Below are 18387 nucleotides of genomic sequence, written 5' to 3'. Positions count from 1 at the left end.
TAAAATCAGTGCTAGTTATAAGCAGCAGAGAAGTAAAGAAAAAGAGCACATTGCTGATATCGCAATGCGCTCTTTTTTATTTTTAGAGATTGTTCATCGGACTTATTAAGTAGCTTAAATAACTTAAGCAACCTTACCAGTTTTTGCATCACGACTGGCGTGCTCATCACTGGCTTGCTTAATCTTGGTTAAAATATCCTTAATCTCAGCAGCAGATAGATAAGTCGGCACCGCATAAGTATCGCTGACTTCTTTTGCCGCGGCTTTGGCAATATCATTAAAATCACTGCTTTGCATATTTTTAACGGTTGGATCGATATTTAAGGTAGCAATCAGCTCGCGTACTTGTGCGATGAGACTATCGGCAATATCGCTATCACTCTTGCCAGCTTGACCCGATTTGACCATACCAGTCTTGCGAGCTAACTCTGCCAATCTTTTTTTACTGCCTTTACGATTGACGTCAAGCACATATGGTAAGACGATGGCATTGGCACGGCCATGGGGGATACTATAGTGCGCCCCCAACTGGTGAGCGATAGCATGAACGTAACCTAGACCGGCTTTATTAAAGGCGATACCGCCGTAATGAGCGGCGATACCCATCTCTTCACGTGCTTTCAAGTTGCCGCCATCTTTATAAACCAGTGGTAGGTTTTGCATTACAGTTTTAACTGCAGAAGCCGCATAATAATCGGTCTCAACGCTAGCATTGGCACTCATCCACGCTTCTAAAGCATGGGTTAAGACATCGATACCGGTATCTGCTGTGATATGCGCCGGCATGCCTTTCATAATAATCGGATCGATAGCCGCTGCTAATGGCACCATTCTTGGGTCGATAGATAGAGCTTTTTGATGCGTTTTGTCATCTGACACCACCGCACCCAACGTCGCTTCTGAACCGGTGCCAGCTGTGGTTGGAATACAATAAAGCGGAATCGAAGGTTTTCTGGCTTTCAAGATACCGATAAGCTGTTTTGGCTTGCAGTTATTGCCTTGTGACATGGCAATCATTTTAGCCGCATCAATAACCGAGCCGCCACCGATGGCAATAATTGAGTCGCACTTAGCGTCGACAGACTTGCGCAATCCTTCTTCGACTACTTTAAAAGTAGGATCTGGGGTAATGCCGTCGTAGATTTTATAGCTGATATTTTTGCTATCTAGATAATCTGTGACTTTAGCAGGGATACCAAGTTTGTTTAATACCGCGTCCGTAACGATAAAAACATTGGTATTGCCTTCATTGATGAGCATGTCGCACAAATCTTCACACGAGGTCTCACCGACAAACAACATCGGTCTTCTGATTGGCACAACGTAAGCGAACGCTTTTAGTACTTTGGCACGCGTCTTAGCAACCGCCAAATAACCAGCGTGTTGTAAGCCTGTACTACTGACCAATTTAGAAATAGTATTTTGTTTTTTCATAGGTATAAAAATCCTTTTTAATGATGCTAATACTAGCAATAACGACAACTTAAAGCAGTGATTCATCACCGCAGTCAAAATAAAAAATGCTGTCAAAATAAAAAATGCTGTCAAAATAAAAGTACTGTTTATAAAAGTGCTGCATCAGCGTCTACATAAAGCAGACTACTGTTTAAACTTATTGTACCACCGCCATTTTTAGGATGTCATGATTATTATGAACTGCGATGTTCTGGTTATTTAGCGTCGCATCTTTACTTATACAAAGAAAATCAGCCATCAACTTGCTTCTTTACGAAAACTTAAAATAGTCTCGGAAGCAACTTGTTGTAGGTCCGTTCAGGCTTTTTGCCCACGCGCTTTTCTCCCCAATTAGGATCCCCATCATATTCAATCAATTCGACAAATTCTCTAGGTAGATTTACAGAAACGCCACCAAGATCGCCAATGGCATATTTTTCTTCTGTATTAGCTACGGTTGAATTTTCCGAACAACCACTAAGCGATAGAGCGCTAGATAAAAGCATCAAGCATAATTTTCTCATGATTTTTACTTATAATAATTGATAGCGTTTATCGTTATAAGGAACTCGCCTGCAACAACTGCTGCGCATACGGGTGCTGTGGATTATTAAACATATCTTCGCTAGGGCCCGACTCAATACACACGCCGTCTTTTATCACCATCATATGCTGACATAAGGCGCGGACTACTTTTAAATCGTGGCTGATAAACACATAGCTGATTTTCAATTTTGCTTGAATTTCCCGTAGCAGGCCAACCACCGTAACCTGCGTGGTGCTATCAAGCGCAGACGTTGGTTCATCCAATATCAATAAACTTGGCTGCATAATAAGCGCACGGGCAAGGGCGACGCGCTGACGCTGACCGCCCGATAACTCATGTGGATATCGCTGCGTAAAATCAGCTGGTAGATGCACAGTCGCCAAACTATCCATCACCGCATGCTGGCGTTCTGCTTTATTGACACCTTGCACGAGCAATCCTTCCTCGACTATCTGCATAACTGTCATGCGCGGATTGATACTGGCAAAGGGGTCTTGAAACACCATTTGAATCTGTGAGCGAAAAGCACGCAGCTCACGTTTGGACAATGCCGTCATGTCATGTCCATTGACCATTATCTGACCACTGACACGCGCTTGATTGCTGAGCAATTGACTTAGCGCAAGGGCAATCGTGGTTTTCCCAGAACCTGACTCACCAACGATACCTAATGCCTGCCCTTTCTGCAGAGTCATATCGACATCTTTTACCGCATCAAACCAGCGTTTAGTACCACCAAATAGACTTTTCTCTACAGGAAACTGCACTTGTAGGTTACTGACCTGCAATACGGTTGGTAACTGACTTTCATCGTCCAATAAACTGAGTGCCTGTCCAAAGTCTTGCTGAATAAGCGAGCGGGTATACTCTGCTTTCGGTTCACTAAATACCGTTGCCGTTTGCCCTTGCTCAATCGTGTGTCCTTGGCGCATAACGATGACGTCATCGCTATAGCGCTTGACCAGATTGAGATCATGGCTGATTAATATCATTGCCATATTATGCTGACACTTAAGGTTATCTAACAGCTCAAGAATCTCATGTTGCAAGGTCACATCAAGCGCGGTCGTCGGTTCATCGGCGATTAAAACATCAGGCTGCTGCGCCAATGCCATAGCAATCATGACCCGCTGACGTTGACCGCCTGATAACTCATGCGGATAGCGATTTAATTTATCAGCAGGGTCAGTCATATTGACATCAGTTAGCAAAGCCATGCTTTTTTCACGCCAGTGTTTTTTGAGGACGCCGCTGATACGCAAGGATTCTGCAATTTGTTTGCCGACCGTATGTAGTGGGTTTAGCGCGGTCATCGGCTCTTGAAACACCATACCGATACGCTGCCCACGAATAGAGCGCAGCGCCGCATTACGTGCCTTATTATTAGCTACCGGTAATGTCACCATTCCTGTTACATCTGCTAATTGTACATCGCCAGTAACGGTCAAACTGTCCGGTAGCAAACCTAATAGCGCAAGACTGGCAATTGACTTGCCAGAACCCGATTCACCTACTATCGCTAATGTCTGCCCTTGCCGTAGCTCGTACGATAGCTTATCGACCAGAACCATGCCTGCGTCCGTGACGATGCTAAGTTTATCTACGCTCAGCATGAGCTTATTTTGGCTGTTGCTATGACTATGATTTAAATAGGCATTTTGCTCAGTAGCACTTTGCTTAGTAGTCGTCATATTAGTGGTTATCACATCATCAGTTGTCATATCAGGAGCGCCTCGGATCAAAGGCATCACGTAGCGCTTCGCCAACGAAGATGAGCAAGGATAAAATAAAGGTTAAGCTAAAGAACCCTGATAGCGCAAGCCAAGGAGCATCAAGGTTGTTTTTCCCTTGTACCATCAGCTCACCAAGCGACGGTGAACCAGGTGGCAGCCCATATCCTAAAAAGTCTAGCGCTGTTAAAGCAATGATATTAGCGGTTAGAATAAATGGCAGTTGTGACAAGCTTGATGCCAATGCATTAGGTAAGATATGCCTGAGCATGATTTGACTGTCTGACACCCCAAGGTTACGCGCGGCACGAACATAATCAAAATTACGCGCACGCAAAAACTCTGCCCGTACCAAACCGACTAGCCCCATCCAACCGAATAACAACATCATGGCAAATAGCATAAAGATACTAGGGCTAAACAAGCTGACCAAAATGATAATCATAAACAGCTGCGGCATCCCGCCCCATACTTCCATAAAGCGCTGCCCTGCCAAGTCTATCCAGCCACCGTAATAACCTTGTATCGCACCAACGATAATGCCAATGAGTGCACCCGCAAGCGTTAAGGCGATACCGAACAACAACGACACCCGCATGCCATAAAGTATCCGTGCCAGTACATCGCGACCTAAGTCATCGGTACCCAGCCAGTTTTGGCTATTGGGCGCGGCTGGGTATGGAATGCCTAACTCAACGTTGGGTGTCTGATCGGCAAAAGGAATGAGCGGCATAATATAAAAGCCCTGCTCATCAATCAGCGTTTGCACTGCAGGGTCTTTGTAATTGGCTTCAGTCTCAAACACCCCACCAAAAGTCGTTTCGGGATAGGCTTTTAGGACAGGGAAATAATAATCGCCTTGATAGTGAACCAGTAGTGGCTTGTCATTAGCAATCACATTGGCTGCCATACAAATGACAAATATCAGCACAAAAATAAACAGCGATATCACCCCAAGGCGATTGTGGCGAAAACGCTTGAGGCGTGCCTGCCAGATAGGATTTAGGCGGCGTTTTTTTTCTGGGACAATGGAAGATGTATTTGAGGGTACAGAAGATAATGGATGACTTGACATTAGCGCCCCTCAAAATCAATACGCGGATCAATTAAGTGATAACTCAAATCACTGATTAACTGTAGTAACAGCCCGAGCAAAGTAAAGATAAACAGCGTACCAAATATCACCGGATAATCACGCTGCTGAATGGCTTCAAAACCTAACAACCCCAAACCATCAAGTTTAAAGATAATCTCAATCAAAAAATTGCCGGCAAAGAAAATCCCAACGATGGCCGCTGGAATACCGGCGATAATAATCAACATCGCATTACGAAAAACATGACCGTATAACACTTGCCGTTCGCCCAAGCCTTTGGCGCGCGCGGTAAGGACATATTGCTTACCGAGCTCTTCTAAAAAACTAAACTTGGTCAAGTAAGTCAAGCCTGCAAAGCCGCCAACGGTACTTGCTAGGAGCGGCAATGCCAAATGCCAAAAGTAATCTTTCACCTTGCCAAGGGCGCTTAATTGATCAAAACTCTCTGATGTTAATCCTTGTAGCGGAAAAATATTCCAATAGCTGCCACCAGCAAAGAATACCAATAGTATGACGGCAAATACGAAAACGGGTATCGCATGGCCGATAGCAAGCAGCATGGCAGTGACTTTATCAATTCCCGAGCCATGATGCATGGCTTTATAGACGCCCAGTGGAATCGCTATCATATAAATTAGTAGCGTACTCCATAGCCCAAGCGAGATTGATACTGGCAGCTTTTCGACAATCAAATCGGTGACCGATTGACCTTTAAAAAACGACTCACCAAAATCAAGCTTGGCATAATTCCTTAGCATCAGCCAAAAGCGCTCAGGTGCTGACTTATCAAAGCCGTATTGCGCATTAATTGCCGCTACCATCTCCTCAGATAGACCACGCGTGCCTTGGTAAGTGCTCTTGTTGCCGCCGGCACTGCCCGCACCGATATTACCGCTGAGCGCACCGTCTTTTGCACCTTGTTCGATAAGCGCCAGTTGCTGCTCGACAGGGCCGCCCGGCGCCGCTTGGACAATGACAAAGTTCGCCAGCAATATCAAAAATAGCGTCGGTAATATCAGTAACAACCTTTTTAAGATATAACGACCCATAATGACGGCTTCCTAAAACATAGAGATATGACAACTTAGGGCGTGTCCTCATTTTAAAAATGGTCATAAAAATGAGATAAATTGCAGTCAAATGAGGAAAATAGCGCAAATAATATCGGGATATTAATCAGCTATTTGACGATATTTGGCAAAATTTAGCCATTTTTAGCCCATTTAGATACAATCGCTTGAAGTGAGCACACGCCCTAGCATTTAGAAGTTATTTTTAAGCTCACGTAACGCAGCAAATATAGTCAAAGACTTATCATCATCGATAGTGACTTTAGATTTCACCCCTGCTATCACACTGGGCTCTTGCTTGCGTAAAAACACGTTGATTGCGCGCTCATGCTCTAATGTCACAGGCAATGTCGGGATACCTTGGGCAGTTTTTTCTTCTGCTTGCGCAAGCGCTTGCTGCATCGCTTCATTGGCAGGTTCAATAGATAAGCCAAAGCGTAAGTTGCTGGCAGTATATTCATGGGCTGGATACAGCAGCGTCTCAGCTGGCAAGCCATTTAAACGCTTAAAGCTGTCATGCAATTGCTCAATCGTGCCGGTAAAGACACGTCCGCAACCGGCACTAAATAAGGTATCACCGCAAAAACAATGTTTTTGTCCATCGATATCTAAGATATACGCCACGTGGCTTGCGGTATGACCAGACACGTCCCACACTTGCGCGGCGCAGCCCCACGCACTGACCGTACTGCCATCCTTGATGGTCTGGTCTTCATCGACGTTATGCTCTGTATGCGCAACCAAATGGGTCATCGGATAAGATTCTTGTAGCTCGGCAACACCGCCGATATGATCATGGTGATGATGCGTGGTCCAGATAGACGTCAGCTCCAAGCCATTTTCTTCTAAATAAGCGATAACTGGCTCGGCTTGACCCGGATCAATGACAATCGCCTGCTTATTATTTTCATTAATGAGTGTCCAAATATAGTTGTCATTGAACGCTTTAATGGGGTGAATACGAATACTCATATAAAATCCTTAGCAGTGATTGTCTTTATTACTGATGTTTTTTATTAAATTTTAAAAACCAAATGAAATGAGATTTTACTTATTGGTTTAAATGATAATTTTTAAATAACTGTTTTGAGCCATTATCTTAAACTATTGCTTTAAGTATCGATTAACACGGGCTTCCGCTTCTTTATCTGACCACCAATAATCGATACCGATCGCATTGGTCGGCAGTTTTGCCGTATGCCGATATTGATTCCAGTAGGCAACATTGGTGCTAGATTTGCCATATAAAGGGACTAAATAATGTCCTGCCCGTAGCAGGCGATCAAGTACGTGCGTATATAAGACAATCTCATCGCGACTTTTAGCATCGCCCAGTTTTTTAATAACACTGTCAATCGCAGGGTTTTTAATACCGATGGTATTGGCGTTACCCGCTTCATCGGCGGCAGCACTGCCCCAAAAGCCCAATTGCTCCGCGCCAGGCGATAAGCTCTGGGCAAAGATGTCGACCATCATATCGTAGTCAAATCGGCGCACACGTTCATAATATTGTGGCCCATCGACTTGGCGTAAGGTCGCATCAAAGCCCAAACGCTTTAGGTTACGAATATAAGGCAACAATACCCGCCCCATGGTTTCACCCGTCATCAAGATCTCAATCTGAGCAAGCTTACCGTTTGGCTGATACAACTTCATATCTTGATAATAAAAACCAGCCTCTAGCAATAGCTGCCGCGCCTCTAACAATCCTTGACGATTAAAACCGCTACCATCGCTGGTTGGCAATCGCCATTCCGTCAATACCGCTTGCCGCTGAATTGGTTCAAGCTTGGTTAGCAATGGTTTTAATACCTGCATCTCAGCCGCAGATGGCGTGCCAGTTGCTGCTAGCTCTGAGCCATGAAAAAAGCTTTGTAAGCGCTCATATTGGCCATGGAATAAAGTTTTGTTCATCCACTCAAAATCGTAAGCTGCCGTCAAGGCTTGGCGAACGCGAATATCTTGAAAGATGGGACGTCGCATATTCATGACTAGACCTTGCATTGGTACTGGGTTTTCGCTGCTTATAGTTTCTTTATAAATCAAACCTGCCTTGACTGCAGGAAAGTTATAACCCGTTGCCCAGTTCGACGCTTTATTCTCAGGGCGAAAACGATATTGCCCAGATTTAAAACCCTCAAAAGCAATCTCATCACTTTGATAATAGACAAACTTAATCATATCAAAATTATAACGACCGCGATTGACCATCAAATCCCGACCCCAATAATTGGGATCACGCACATAGCTGACCGCACGCCCCGCATCGACGCGGCCAAGCTTATAAGGACCACTACCCATGAGCGGCGTCAATGTTATTTTTTCAAAATCTGTATCAATCGAGGATTTAGCAAAAATAGGGAATTGCCCAACCGTTAATAATATCTCTTTATTATCATCAGACTTAAAAACAAACTTTACCCGCTGCTTATCGATAATCTCAATGTCTTTAATATCGCCCAAATAGCTGCGGATATACATCGGACCTTTAGTCAATATCGCATCATAAGTGGCTTTAACATCATGACTGGTCACGGGCGAGCCGTCCCAAAAGCGCGCAGCAGGATTAACATGGTAAATAATCCAACTGGTATCGTCAGGATCATAGGTGACTTTATCAGCCAGCTGCGGATACATGGTAAAGGCTTCATTGAGGGAGCCCGTCATCAAGGTATCGTACAGATAGTCGGTGCCAACCATCGCCACGCCTGTGGTCATCCATTTATTGGCCGCATTAAAGGTGCCGCGTGCATCTAGCGACAGCGTACCACCTTTGGGCGCCTTTGGATTGGCATAAGGCATATACGGTACATCAATATACTCAGTGGTACTATTATGCCCAAGCGCAGTCGTGGTGATTGGCGCTGCGATACTAACAGGTATCCAGCTGACCGTAATGACAAGCAAGACGGCTTTTAGCATAGAGTTTTTTAGCATCATGACTATGTAATACCCCTCATAACGACCCTCTACTCTAAACCAACTGGGATAAAAAATGCGCGACTGACGGCAAAATAGACGATTGACGAAATTTTATCATAACAAACTTAGGTTTTTTAACCTAATGCTTTGCAGCGTTAAGGTTGCTACATGACGGATTATGCAGCTTAAAAAACACTAATACGCATAAAAAAAGACGCAGCTCATAAAAGTTGCGTCTTTTATTTTAAAACCTGTGCTAACTTAAGCGTGCTTTTTTTCAAAGTCTATCATAAAGTCAACCAACTGCTGTACCCACTCTAATGACACTGCATTGTAAATACTGGCGCGCATACCACCAACATCGCGGTGACCTTTTAGGTTCATAAGGCCCGCCGCTTCCGACTCTTCTAAAAACACTTTATCAAGGCTGCTGTCCGCTAAGGTAAACGGCACATTCATGATAGAGCGATATTTGGGGTCAACTGGATTGCTATAAAAGCTGCTGTCATCAACCGTTTTATACAGCAAATCAGCTTTTTGCTGGTTGATTTTAGCGATAGCAGCGACGCCGCCCTGCTCTTCTAACCAATCAAACACCAGCCCTGCTAAATACCAAGAATACGTCGCTGGCGTGTTTGACATCGACTCTTTTTCAGCCTGATGTTCATAGTTCATCAGTAGTGGGCACCACTCACTTGCCTGCCCTAATAAATCTTCACGGATAATGACGATAATTAATCCTGCTGGCCCGATATTTTTTTGTGCACCGGCGTAAATCATGCCAAATTTAGAGACGTCGATTGGCTGTGACAAAATGCAAGAGGACATATCGGCGATAATTGGCGCATCGACTTGTGGCGGCTCAAATATTTGTACACCATGAATGGTTTCATTGGCGCAGTAGTGAAAGTACGCCGCATCTTTACTCAGGTTCCAGTCGCTTTGGGCTGGCACGTCGGTAAAATTACTGTCTTTACCCGTTGCCACCACATTAACCTCGCCCAAACCTAGTTTGGCATAGCGCTGTGCTTCTTTGACCGCTTTACCAGACCAAGTACCCGTCGTTAGATAGTCGGCGCGGCCACCATTTAACAGATTTAATGGAATCGCTGAAAACTGTAAGCTGGCACCGCCTTGTAAAAACAGCACTTTATAGTTATCTGGAATGTCCATAAGCGAGCGCAATTTGGCTTCCGCTTTTTCGGTAATCGCGATGTATTCTTTACTACGGTGACTCACTTCCATGACCGACATACCGCGTCCCTGCCAATCAAGCAACTCTTCTTGAGCGCGTGATAAGACGGCGGTCGGTATGGTGGCAGGTCCCGCTGAAAAATTGGGTACACGGTTAGGAGCGGCTTTAGTGGTCATAATTATTATCCTAAATATGATGAAATCATCGTGGTTATTAAAGGTTAACTGTTAAAGGTGAATGTTATCGTTATCTTTTACTCTCTGTCGTAGTAGTCGTAATAATAGTAAGTGGCAAGCCTTTAATTCTACTTTGATAACTGCTCCCAGAGCTGACGTTTAAGTTTGCTATCAGCAAGCATCTCATCGAGTGTCGGCACAGTAGTCAAGTTCGGATGCTCAAGGCCGTCAGGTAATACGGTCAATGCCGCCACTTTTATCTCTTCGCGACGACCAATCTTAAACACATATCCTGCAAGGCTGGCATTGGCAAGCTCAGCGGTATCCATACCTTCACAAATAGGAAATGAGGTTGTCTCACAACTGATGGATAGCGCTTGGGTGATATTTTGCCACAGTTTTTGGCTGTTATGATTAAGGGCTTGGATATCAACCAAAATTACCCAATCGCCATAGTGACCACCTTGTAAATCAAAAGGTGCTACCTTTTTAAAGCTTTCCTCTTGAAAGCCCTCTTTGTTAAAACCACTATCTTTAAAACTGTCCTCTTCAAAGCTTGCAGCATTATTTATGTCATCAAGAGCAGTTTGCTGAACGACCGTATTTACAAGTGAGGTAACGGCGGGCTTAGAGATATCAGGGGCAGTCGAGTCAAAATGATAGGTGACGGGGCTTTGTGGGTCAGAATGACTTAAATCTGTCTCATTAGCGTCATCATAAGAATGATTAGACTCATCATCTACCATATCTGCTATGGCATTAATATTTGGGGATGCAATATGAGAAGATTCATTATTCAAAAATTCAATGCTTGGCTGTTCAGTACTCGTTGTAGAAGCAGTCCTAGTATTAGCTAAAGTTGAGTTAGCTGCAACCGCATCAGGCAAGGCAGGCGCAGAAATATCAGCGATACTCAATGTCTCAGAGCTCGGCTGCACCCACTGATTGATACCCATCATCGCTAAAATCTGGCGCTGCTGCATACGATGCTGCAATACAATTAGCGGGTCTTGGACATCACTCATGCTTATTTACTATCCTACTTATCTAAAATGGATTTACAGGTTTTTATTGTCAAAAGAAATACTATTAAGAAAAGGTCAAGAACATATCGTTTCTTGCAAGCAAAACCATTACTTAAATACCATCAACTAAATGGCTCAAAAAAGCTGCCGAACGCCTAACCAATGATTGGCAAGCTCGGTCAAGCAATCATACTCATCTTGACTGACTATCGTATCGTGTAACATCACTGTATGCAACGTACTCAGCCATTGCCGGTAATCATTATAACCATAAGGCTTATTATTAATCGCATTATAATCTATTTGAGCGCCGCCCTGTTGCCTCTGTCGATAATTATCATCACCTTTGGCTTGAGAGCCAGATGATTGACTGGCAGGCGCTATAAAAATAGGCACTGCTGCTATTAATGCTAATAATTGAACGCTATTTAGATTTTGCGCGGTCAATAATAGCCATTGCAAATTTGCCTCACTAGCGGCAGCTAAATCAATATCAAGCAAACGTGCATGGCGGCGTAAATCTACAAGATAATGAGCAATGCTAGCACTATTATAGCTGAGCACTGAAATAGGTGTTGAGATAGGTACTGAGCCATCTAGTGCAGATATTACCTGCCCTTTGGCATCCTTTGCTAAGCGATACGCCAATAAAGTAAGCATGGTTTTTGCGGCAACATCAAGACCATCAAACACCTGCCCTGACGGGTCAAGCTGAGCATAAATATCATCCGTGCCAGCGTGCAATAATTGCTGCCATTGATAGTATGAAGGGGTTTGGCGATGAAGATGTGATTGCACCTGTTTATCGTTTAATACGGCAGATATTATGGGTAATAATTGCTGTAGCTGTAGCGCCTGCCATAAGGACAAAATCGAAGGCGACCGAGACAATCGCGAGTACGTATTCTCTAAAGGATTTAATACGGATGTAGACTTATCAATAGAATCATCATTATCTATATTATCAGCGATATTTTGGCTTAAATCAGCCGTTAGGGAGTTTTCAAACATCTCAATGATACCTTGCTGATAACGCAATAGCATCGTACGACACTTTTTTTGCTGCACGTAATGTTGATGATCTTGATTACGGTGACTGGCTTCATATTTTAAGAGCAATTCATCAATAACACTTTCTGATAAATCATGCTGGCGTAGTTGCTTTAACGCCAACGCAATCAAAGCGCTGTCTAATCGTCTGTCAAGATTTGCCACTGCCGCTAACAATTTATGATCGAGTGTATGCGGTAAAACTCGCGTGTTATTTATATCAACTTTAGTTTCAGCAGAAAATCTCTTATCCTCATCAAGCCCAAGCCAGATATCAGTTAAATCATAAGTTGCTGCTGTTGACAGCACAGAGCCCTGATGACAAAGTAGCACGGCTTCAATCAAAGCCTGCGCCCCGAGCGGGTGATAACTGTGATTGAGCACATACTGCGGTAGCGATACCTTTTGTATATCTTCGATAGCAATCAAGGTATCTGATGGCAAATCACGATCAGGTTTGGCTTGCCACGGCTTAAGCAGCTGATGAGTACCAATATCTTGTGCTTGCACCTGCAAACGCCCATCAATAACAATATCTTGCTCTACAACAAACTCAAGCCCGTTATCGCCTTGCAATTCGTTCTGCATTTCACTAGTAGAAAAGGCAGCGATTTCTTTTTTAATAGCATCTTTTTTAATCGCATCTTCGTCAATAACATCATTGAATATATTATCAATATTTTTATCAGCGAATTTATTTTTACTTAGGCTATTTGCTACTATCACACCCCAATCACCCAAGCGGCGCTGCTCATAAATTTCTTTTATCTTTTGCTGATTGAGACGTTTTTCTTTAGCCACTTGCACGGCGAAATCATGATAAGCGTTGGCATTGATGGCACTCATACGCTCAGCCAAACTTGGATGCGTGGCAAACCAAGAGACATCACCCAAATCGGCACCACTACTGGCAAAAAAGAAATGACTTAATCCATTGATATCGGCGATGGAAGTTAAGCGCGAACCAAGCGCATCTTGGTGAATGGCCTTTAAGGTTTCCATAATAGCCGGCGAACGTGTCAGCTGCACACTGGTCGCATCGGCAAGTAACTCGCGCTCACGATTAAAGCTGTGTTTAATCAGTTGCGCACTGGCCATACTAGAAAAACTCAATCCATGGATTAATAATGTCCAGATATTACGCGGCGCTTGACTATTGAACTTATCATTATGTTGTAGCCATCTTGACTGACTCTTAGCTGAAGATTGCTGGCTTTGCGACTGGCTTTGCCAGTAGGCGACCCATTCACTATGCGTGGTAAAGTTGGCTGACTGCGCCTCAGTGCGACGCGCATGGCTATCGATTGCTCTTTGCGGTAAAGGGTTGCTTTGATTGACCGCACTATTAATAAAAGAGCCATCAAAATAGTTTTGCTGCTTGTTTTGCTGAGTGTTTTGATAACTGACTTTATAACCAGAACCAAAATTATTAATAGAATCACTCCAGTCATAGAGTAATTGCAATCCTGCTAGCACCACCATTACCTGTAAATTAAACGTCGCATCACCATGTAAGATATGACCATATTCATGCCCTATTAGCCCGTATAGCGCCTCATCAGATAGCTTATCGAGGGCGCCTTGGGTGACGACGAGTACCATATCTTGGCTATGGCGACCCGCCACAAAACCATTAATGCCTTGTTCTTCAGGCAGCACATATAAAATTGGCATTCGCAAACCTGAAGCAATGGCTAGCTGCTGGGCAATCTCATAATAACGCCGATAAACAGGCGGGAAATCCCGCTCATCACGTACGGCAATCTGGCGGGCACTAAAGCGAACTTTTGATACAGGCTGATGCTGATGGGCAACTCCTTGGCTATGCTCCCAAGTGTCTTGGCTGTGGTCGATAAACAAGCGCACTGCACCCACACGTTGAGCAATCGCCCGACCACCTGCTTTTAAGCGTCTATACTCTAAAAAACTACCGACGATAAAGCTACCGATTGTCCAGACAGCAACCAGTATTAATACCCAATGATAAATGCCACCGGTGAATAGCGTGAGCAGCAGCGCCATAACACCAAGTGCCACCGCAATATGGGCAAAGACAATCAGAAAAAATAACCCATAAAGCAACAAGCTGCGCTGAGTACGGCTACGTTGTGCACCAAAGAAATCCATCTATGTATTTTACCTAACCATAACTAACTGCATTTAATATGATACAAATATCAGCCCATATCGACGACAGGTGCTTGAGCAATGAGTTTTCTATCTTCAAATACCAATGGGCTAAGTGGACGAAAGCCAAAGGTTGTGCTGACAAGATTATTGGGAAACACTTCGCGATCATTGTTATAAAACATCACGCTGTCATTATAATGCTGACGGGCAAAGCCTATGCGGTTTTCAGTGTTGGTGAGCTCATCCATCAGCTCTTTAATCATACTGTCCGCTTTTAACTCAGGATAGGCTTCTACGACCGCTGAAAATTGCCCCAAGGCTTTTGACAACATACCCTCTGCTTTGGCAAACAACGCCATATGTTCAAGGGAATCTGGCTGATGCTTAGTAGAATCTTGTAAGCTTTGGGCATGATTACGCGCATTAATCACACGGGTCAGCGTCTCTTCTTCATGGCTCAGATAACGCTTGGCGATTTCGACCAAATTTGGAATCAGGTCATGACGGCGCTTTAGCTGCACATCGATTTGTGCAAAGCCATTTTTTGCTTGGTTGCGGGCACGTACCAGCTTATTAAATACTGACACCCCAAAGACCACGATCAATACCACCACTGCAATGAATAGCCAAACGAACATTTTCGTTATCAGACTCCAAAAGGTTTTTTGTTCACAATATTGTTATTAAAGGTTACTACATTGTATTTTAACCCATATATTTTGTTTGAAGTTTAAAATCAGACGAAATGCAGGCGAAAAAAAAGCCCTTTACAATGAAGGACTTATTGTTAGGATTGACTCGTTTAAAGCGATATAGCACGACTATCAGCAAATTTTAGGCAAAAAAAAGCGACTCCATCAGCACATCCTCGGCACACATTATAACTATTACCGTTGCTACCTTCCGGTCCTGGCGGGATTCATAGAACAATGTTGCGAGGCTACCAATGGAGCCACCAATTGCAGATTATACAAGATTTTTTTATTATTACAACCCCCATTGTCAAACTGTTTGCTTTAGGCGATAAACAACCTTATCAGTACTACGTGCAAGCGACAATGCGGCCAAATCTAAACAGCAACTTAAATCACAAAATTCTCATAGCAAATTGTTGATTTTTTGCTATTTTAGTCAGGGTATGTTGCATAAAAAACAATACAAAAAATACTCATATAAGAATGAGTTTTCTGACCATATCCCTCATACAATTATGATATCCCTCATACAACTATGATAACCATTACGAGCACTAATTAGGAGATAACCATGAGAAACACTTGGATGAACAAAGCCGCACTTGCTACGGGTACCGCCGCCCTACTAACAGCGATGATAGGTAACGCCCATGCAGAACCCACAGGCTACGATCAGCTGACTTTTCAGACAGAAGTCAAAGAGGAAGTCCAAAACGACGAAGTTCGCGCCACTATGTATAAAAAAGCGCAAGCATCAGATGCTAAAACGCTAGCGACCACGCTTAATACTTCGATCAATAACGCGATGAAAATCGCCAAACGCTACCCGAGCGTGACGGTCAGTACTGGCCAGCAGCGCACCTATCCGCGCTACGATAAAAATGACAAAATCATTGGTTGGACAGGACAAGCAAGTATCGACTTAAAGAGTACGGACTTTGTCGCCACCAGCCAGCTGATTGCAGACTTACAGCAAACCTTAGTGATGGAAAATCTAAACTTTGGGGTTTCAGATGCTAAAAAAGATGCGCTTGAACAAAAGCTTATGACCGATGCTTCACGCGCCTTTCAGCAGCAGGCTAAAAACCTGACCCGTGCATGGGATGCGCGCGGCTATCGTGTAGTAACCGTTAACTTAAATACCAACAATAATAATTACCCTCGCCCTATGTATAGCATGAGAGCCGAATCAGTTGCTATGGATAGCGCTGTCCCAAGCCAAAATTTTGAATCGGGCAACAGTACCATTTCAGTCACTGCCAATGGCACGATTGAGTTGTCTAAATAAGATAACGACGGTTATAAAAAATGGTTTTTAACAATAAGGGCAGCCACTGATTCAGCGACTGCCCTTATTTTATAGCTATATTTTTATTATTAACACTTAATCAAGAGATTCAAGGTTATTTCTTTATCGGTTCTTCAAGGGTCATGGGTTTATCAGCTATTGGCTTATCAACTATTGGCTTAGTAAATGACAACATATTGGGCTGCTTGCCATCTTGACGCAGTTTTAATAACACTTTTTGGTGCCAAGGCAGACGCTGATACGCCAACAGCTGCTCTGCTAATTTCTTCTTTTTTTGCAAGGTTTGGGTATTTTGAATGACATAAACGGTACGCTCGACCTGTTTTGCTGCCTGCCCTTTTTTATCTTTTATCACCGCTTTGATGTTATGCGCACCCGGTAGAATATCAACGGTGGCAATCGAAGCGCTCAAACCCTGCGCCACTTCGTTACCATCTAAGTAAATGCTCACGCTATCGCCTGCTTGTAGTGCTGGTTTTACTTGCACCTTGACATCGATGCTTTGTACTGGACGACGATATACCCGCTCTTCGCTAGGCTCTGTCATGGTCAGCTGATAATTAATAGGCGCTTTATTAGCGGTTTTGTCACTGTTAGCAGTGGTGCCAGTGGTGTTAGTAGCAGGTGCTTGAGTAGTATTGACAGGCTGATTGTTGGCATTGTTGGTTTGACTAGAACTATTTGCACCCACACTATCGCTGCCAGTCATCACGCTGGTTTGGCTAATTTGTTTGCCAGCCTGCTGTTCGTAGTTTTGCGGACGGTCGGTAAAGGTCACTTGACCGATCTTTTCATCGACAACTTTATAAATAGCAGCGGCATTTGCCATCGGTGCGTAAAGGCTTGCGGTGCTAATAACCAGCCCTGTCAGCAGACTTAGCGACAACCCTTTATTTAAAAAAACAGTACTTTTTAATGATGAACTCATAGTCAATCAGCCTAAAGCGATTTGTTATTAATATATAGATGCAACCATTATGCGATATTTTTGCCATTAAATCAGTATAGTCAATCCAAAATAAAATTGATACAACCCATATCATGAAACAGTTTAGGTAAATTATTCTCCATCCACCCTTGGCGCAAAAACTTCGCCTGTGCCCATTTTTTCTCAATAGGGTTTAAATCGGGACTATAAGGCGGTAGAAATAGCAGGCGATGACCATGTCTATTGAGCAATCTCTGAACGCGTTTGTGAAAGCTAGCGTTATCCATGACAATCACGCATTTAGTTTTAAGGCTTGGTATTAGCGTGTCTTTGCACCAGTTGTAGAATATATCGCCATTGATATTCTTTTCGAAGTAATCTAGGGCAAATAACGCTTTTTTATATAAGGCACCAATAACGTTGGTGCGCTTTTTACCTTGCCAGTTATAGCAATCAATGCAAGGGGTTCCAATAGGTGAATAACCATGAGAACGAATGGTTTCAGACTCAAAGCCGCTTTCATCCATGTATACAATTGCATAGCCTTGAGCGATGTAGTCGCCCAGTTTACTTAGATACTTAGCTCTCTTTAATGGGCAAGCTTTTGGATGCTCTAAGGTCTTTTTTTTGACTAATGCCAAGACGTTTTAAAGCGGCCTCGATGCCCGACTTACTACATCCAAAACGCTGTGCTCTTTCGTACATGTAATCGTCTGGATGCTGTTCAACATCTTTTAATAGCGCTTCATTAGGTATTTTATTTGGTGGTTTGTTGCGAGTTAGTTTGATACTAGGATCTTTGAGCCAATTCTGTAGCGTGGCCTTACTAATACCATAGAATACACTGGCTTGCCTGATACTCATGCCTTGTTGTTCAACACTTTTAATCACTTGAGCTCGAAAGTCTGCTGAATAAGTCATAATCTTTTTACTTTTCATTTATTTTAAAACTACTGTACCACTTTTATAAAGGCTCTACTATAATGACTTTACAGTAAATTTAACAATTAAGCGTCTACTTTAATTACCCACAAAAAAACCAGCTAAATATAATTTAGC

Annotated in this window: 15 protein-coding genes and 1 other RNA gene; 1 reads left to right on the top strand and 15 read right to left on the bottom strand. The window is 43.4% G+C overall.

Annotated elements, in window-relative coordinates; all coding sequences use genetic code 11:
- Nucleotides 1–123: 123 nt before the first annotated feature.
- The 12 genes from AB8P72_RS06315 to ffs form a co-directional block, all read right to left on the bottom strand.
- Nucleotides 124–1434: an iron-containing alcohol dehydrogenase gene (locus tag AB8P72_RS06315; RefSeq protein ID WP_369958234.1), complete on the bottom strand. Its 1311-nt coding sequence runs from the start codon at nucleotides 1432–1434 to the stop codon at nucleotides 124–126.
- 302 nt (nucleotides 1435–1736) lie between these two features.
- Nucleotides 1737–1979 (bottom strand): hypothetical protein, encoded by a 243-nt coding sequence (locus AB8P72_RS06310; RefSeq protein ID WP_369958233.1) that lies wholly within the window; start codon nucleotides 1977–1979, stop codon nucleotides 1737–1739.
- Between the two features lie 34 nt (nucleotides 1980–2013).
- Entirely contained in the window at nucleotides 2014–3693 is a 1680-nt protein-coding gene (locus AB8P72_RS06305) for an ABC transporter ATP-binding protein (protein ID WP_369958279.1), read from the bottom strand.
- 31 nt (nucleotides 3694–3724) lie between these two features.
- Complete coding sequence (locus AB8P72_RS06300; protein ID WP_369958232.1) at nucleotides 3725–4807, bottom strand: ABC transporter permease; 1083 nt, start codon at nucleotides 4805–4807, stop codon at nucleotides 3725–3727.
- The gene (gene yejB, locus AB8P72_RS06295) at nucleotides 4807–5877 is read right to left on the bottom strand and encodes a microcin C ABC transporter permease YejB (protein ID WP_369958231.1); all 1071 of its coding nucleotides are present in this window, start codon (nucleotides 5875–5877) and stop codon (nucleotides 4807–4809) included. The genes AB8P72_RS06300 and yejB overlap by 1 nt, the downstream gene beginning before the upstream one ends.
- A 213-nt stretch (nucleotides 5878–6090) precedes the next feature.
- Complete coding sequence (gene gloB / locus AB8P72_RS06290) at nucleotides 6091–6870, bottom strand: hydroxyacylglutathione hydrolase (protein WP_369958230.1); 780 nt, start codon at nucleotides 6868–6870, stop codon at nucleotides 6091–6093.
- Nucleotides 6871–7002: 132 nt separating this feature from the next.
- A complete protein-coding gene (locus AB8P72_RS06285; protein WP_369958278.1) occupies nucleotides 7003–8835 on the bottom strand; it encodes an extracellular solute-binding protein in 1833 nt (610 codons plus the stop codon).
- A gap of 246 nt (nucleotides 8836–9081) precedes the next feature.
- The gene (gene serC, locus AB8P72_RS06280; protein WP_369958229.1) at nucleotides 9082–10191 is read right to left on the bottom strand and encodes a 3-phosphoserine/phosphohydroxythreonine transaminase; all 1110 of its coding nucleotides are present in this window, start codon (nucleotides 10189–10191) and stop codon (nucleotides 9082–9084) included.
- Between the two features lie 128 nt (nucleotides 10192–10319).
- Nucleotides 10320–11216 carry a hypothetical protein gene (locus AB8P72_RS06275; RefSeq protein WP_306495816.1) on the bottom strand — a complete coding sequence of 299 codons (897 nt, stop codon included), beginning with the start codon at nucleotides 11214–11216 and terminating at the stop codon, nucleotides 10320–10322.
- A gap of 135 nt (nucleotides 11217–11351) precedes the next feature.
- Nucleotides 11352–14393: a M48 family metalloprotease gene (locus AB8P72_RS06270; protein WP_369958228.1), complete on the bottom strand. Its 3042-nt coding sequence runs from the start codon at nucleotides 14391–14393 to the stop codon at nucleotides 11352–11354.
- Between the two features lie 50 nt (nucleotides 14394–14443).
- The gene (locus tag AB8P72_RS06265) at nucleotides 14444–15034 is read right to left on the bottom strand and encodes a LemA family protein (RefSeq protein ID WP_306495813.1); all 591 of its coding nucleotides are present in this window, start codon (nucleotides 15032–15034) and stop codon (nucleotides 14444–14446) included.
- A gap of 214 nt (nucleotides 15035–15248) precedes the next feature.
- Nucleotides 15249–15345, bottom strand: an RNA gene (gene ffs, locus AB8P72_RS06260) — signal recognition particle sRNA small type.
- A gap of 317 nt (nucleotides 15346–15662) precedes the next feature.
- Here ffs and AB8P72_RS06255 point away from each other — a divergent pair.
- Nucleotides 15663–16379, top strand: coding sequence for an SIMPL domain-containing protein (locus AB8P72_RS06255; RefSeq protein ID WP_306495812.1), 717 nt, complete (start codon nucleotides 15663–15665; stop codon nucleotides 16377–16379).
- 115 nt (nucleotides 16380–16494) lie between these two features.
- Here AB8P72_RS06255 and AB8P72_RS06250 read toward each other — a convergent pair whose 3' ends face one another.
- The 3 genes from AB8P72_RS06250 to AB8P72_RS06240 form a co-directional block, all read right to left on the bottom strand.
- Nucleotides 16495–17328 (bottom strand): DUF4124 domain-containing protein, encoded by an 834-nt coding sequence (locus AB8P72_RS06250; protein WP_369958227.1) that lies wholly within the window; start codon nucleotides 17326–17328, stop codon nucleotides 16495–16497.
- 80 nt (nucleotides 17329–17408) lie between these two features.
- On the bottom strand, nucleotides 17409–17969 hold the full coding sequence (locus tag AB8P72_RS06245) for an IS630 family transposase (protein WP_305935929.1): 561 nt from the start codon (nucleotides 17967–17969) through the stop codon (nucleotides 17409–17411).
- The gene (locus AB8P72_RS06240; RefSeq protein WP_201608655.1) at nucleotides 17908–18249 is read right to left on the bottom strand and encodes an IS630 transposase-related protein; all 342 of its coding nucleotides are present in this window, start codon (nucleotides 18247–18249) and stop codon (nucleotides 17908–17910) included. Before AB8P72_RS06240 ends, AB8P72_RS06245 begins: the two co-directional genes overlap by 62 nt.
- Between the last annotated feature and the right edge of the window lie 138 nt (nucleotides 18250–18387).

This window comes from Psychrobacter sp. CLB018 (assembly GCF_041222815.1).
GTDB classification, from domain to species: domain Bacteria; phylum Pseudomonadota; class Gammaproteobacteria; order Pseudomonadales; family Moraxellaceae; genus Psychrobacter; species Psychrobacter faecalis.
This window is presented reverse-complemented; position numbering and strand designations above follow the sequence as displayed.

What these genes read in the sequence shown, in the direction of transcription:
- AB8P72_RS06315 (WP_369958234.1), bottom strand. Translation starts at nt 1,434, where the DNA reads ATGAAAAAACAAAATACTATTTCTAAATTGGTCAGTAGTACAGGCTTA.
- AB8P72_RS06310 (WP_369958233.1), bottom strand. Translation starts at nt 1,979, where the DNA reads ATGAGAAAATTATGCTTGATGCTTTTATCTAGCGCTCTATCGCTTAGT.
- AB8P72_RS06305 (WP_369958279.1), bottom strand. Translation starts at nt 3,693, where the DNA reads ATGACGACTACTAAGCAAAGTGCTACTGAGCAAAATGCCTATTTAAAT.
- AB8P72_RS06300 (WP_369958232.1), bottom strand. Translation starts at nt 4,807, where the DNA reads ATGTCAAGTCATCCATTATCTTCTGTACCCTCAAATACATCTTCCATT.
- yejB (WP_369958231.1), bottom strand. Translation starts at nt 5,877, where the DNA reads ATGGGTCGTTATATCTTAAAAAGGTTGTTACTGATATTACCGACGCTA.
- gloB (WP_369958230.1), bottom strand. Translation starts at nt 6,870, where the DNA reads ATGAGTATTCGTATTCACCCCATTAAAGCGTTCAATGACAACTATATT.
- AB8P72_RS06285 (WP_369958278.1), bottom strand. Translation starts at nt 8,835, where the DNA reads ATGCTAAAAAACTCTATGCTAAAAGCCGTCTTGCTTGTCATTACGGTC.
- serC (WP_369958229.1), bottom strand. Translation starts at nt 10,191, where the DNA reads ATGACCACTAAAGCCGCTCCTAACCGTGTACCCAATTTTTCAGCGGGA.
- AB8P72_RS06275 (WP_306495816.1), bottom strand. Translation starts at nt 11,216, where the DNA reads ATGAGTGATGTCCAAGACCCGCTAATTGTATTGCAGCATCGTATGCAG.
- AB8P72_RS06270 (WP_369958228.1), bottom strand. Translation starts at nt 14,393, where the DNA reads ATGGATTTCTTTGGTGCACAACGTAGCCGTACTCAGCGCAGCTTGTTG.
- AB8P72_RS06265 (WP_306495813.1), bottom strand. Translation starts at nt 15,034, where the DNA reads ATGTTCGTTTGGCTATTCATTGCAGTGGTGGTATTGATCGTGGTCTTT.
- AB8P72_RS06255 (WP_306495812.1), top strand. Translation starts at nt 15,663, where the DNA reads ATGAGAAACACTTGGATGAACAAAGCCGCACTTGCTACGGGTACCGCC.
- AB8P72_RS06250 (WP_369958227.1), bottom strand. Translation starts at nt 17,328, where the DNA reads ATGAGTTCATCATTAAAAAGTACTGTTTTTTTAAATAAAGGGTTGTCG.
- AB8P72_RS06240 (WP_201608655.1), bottom strand. Translation starts at nt 18,249, where the DNA reads ATGACTTATTCAGCAGACTTTCGAGCTCAAGTGATTAAAAGTGTTGAA.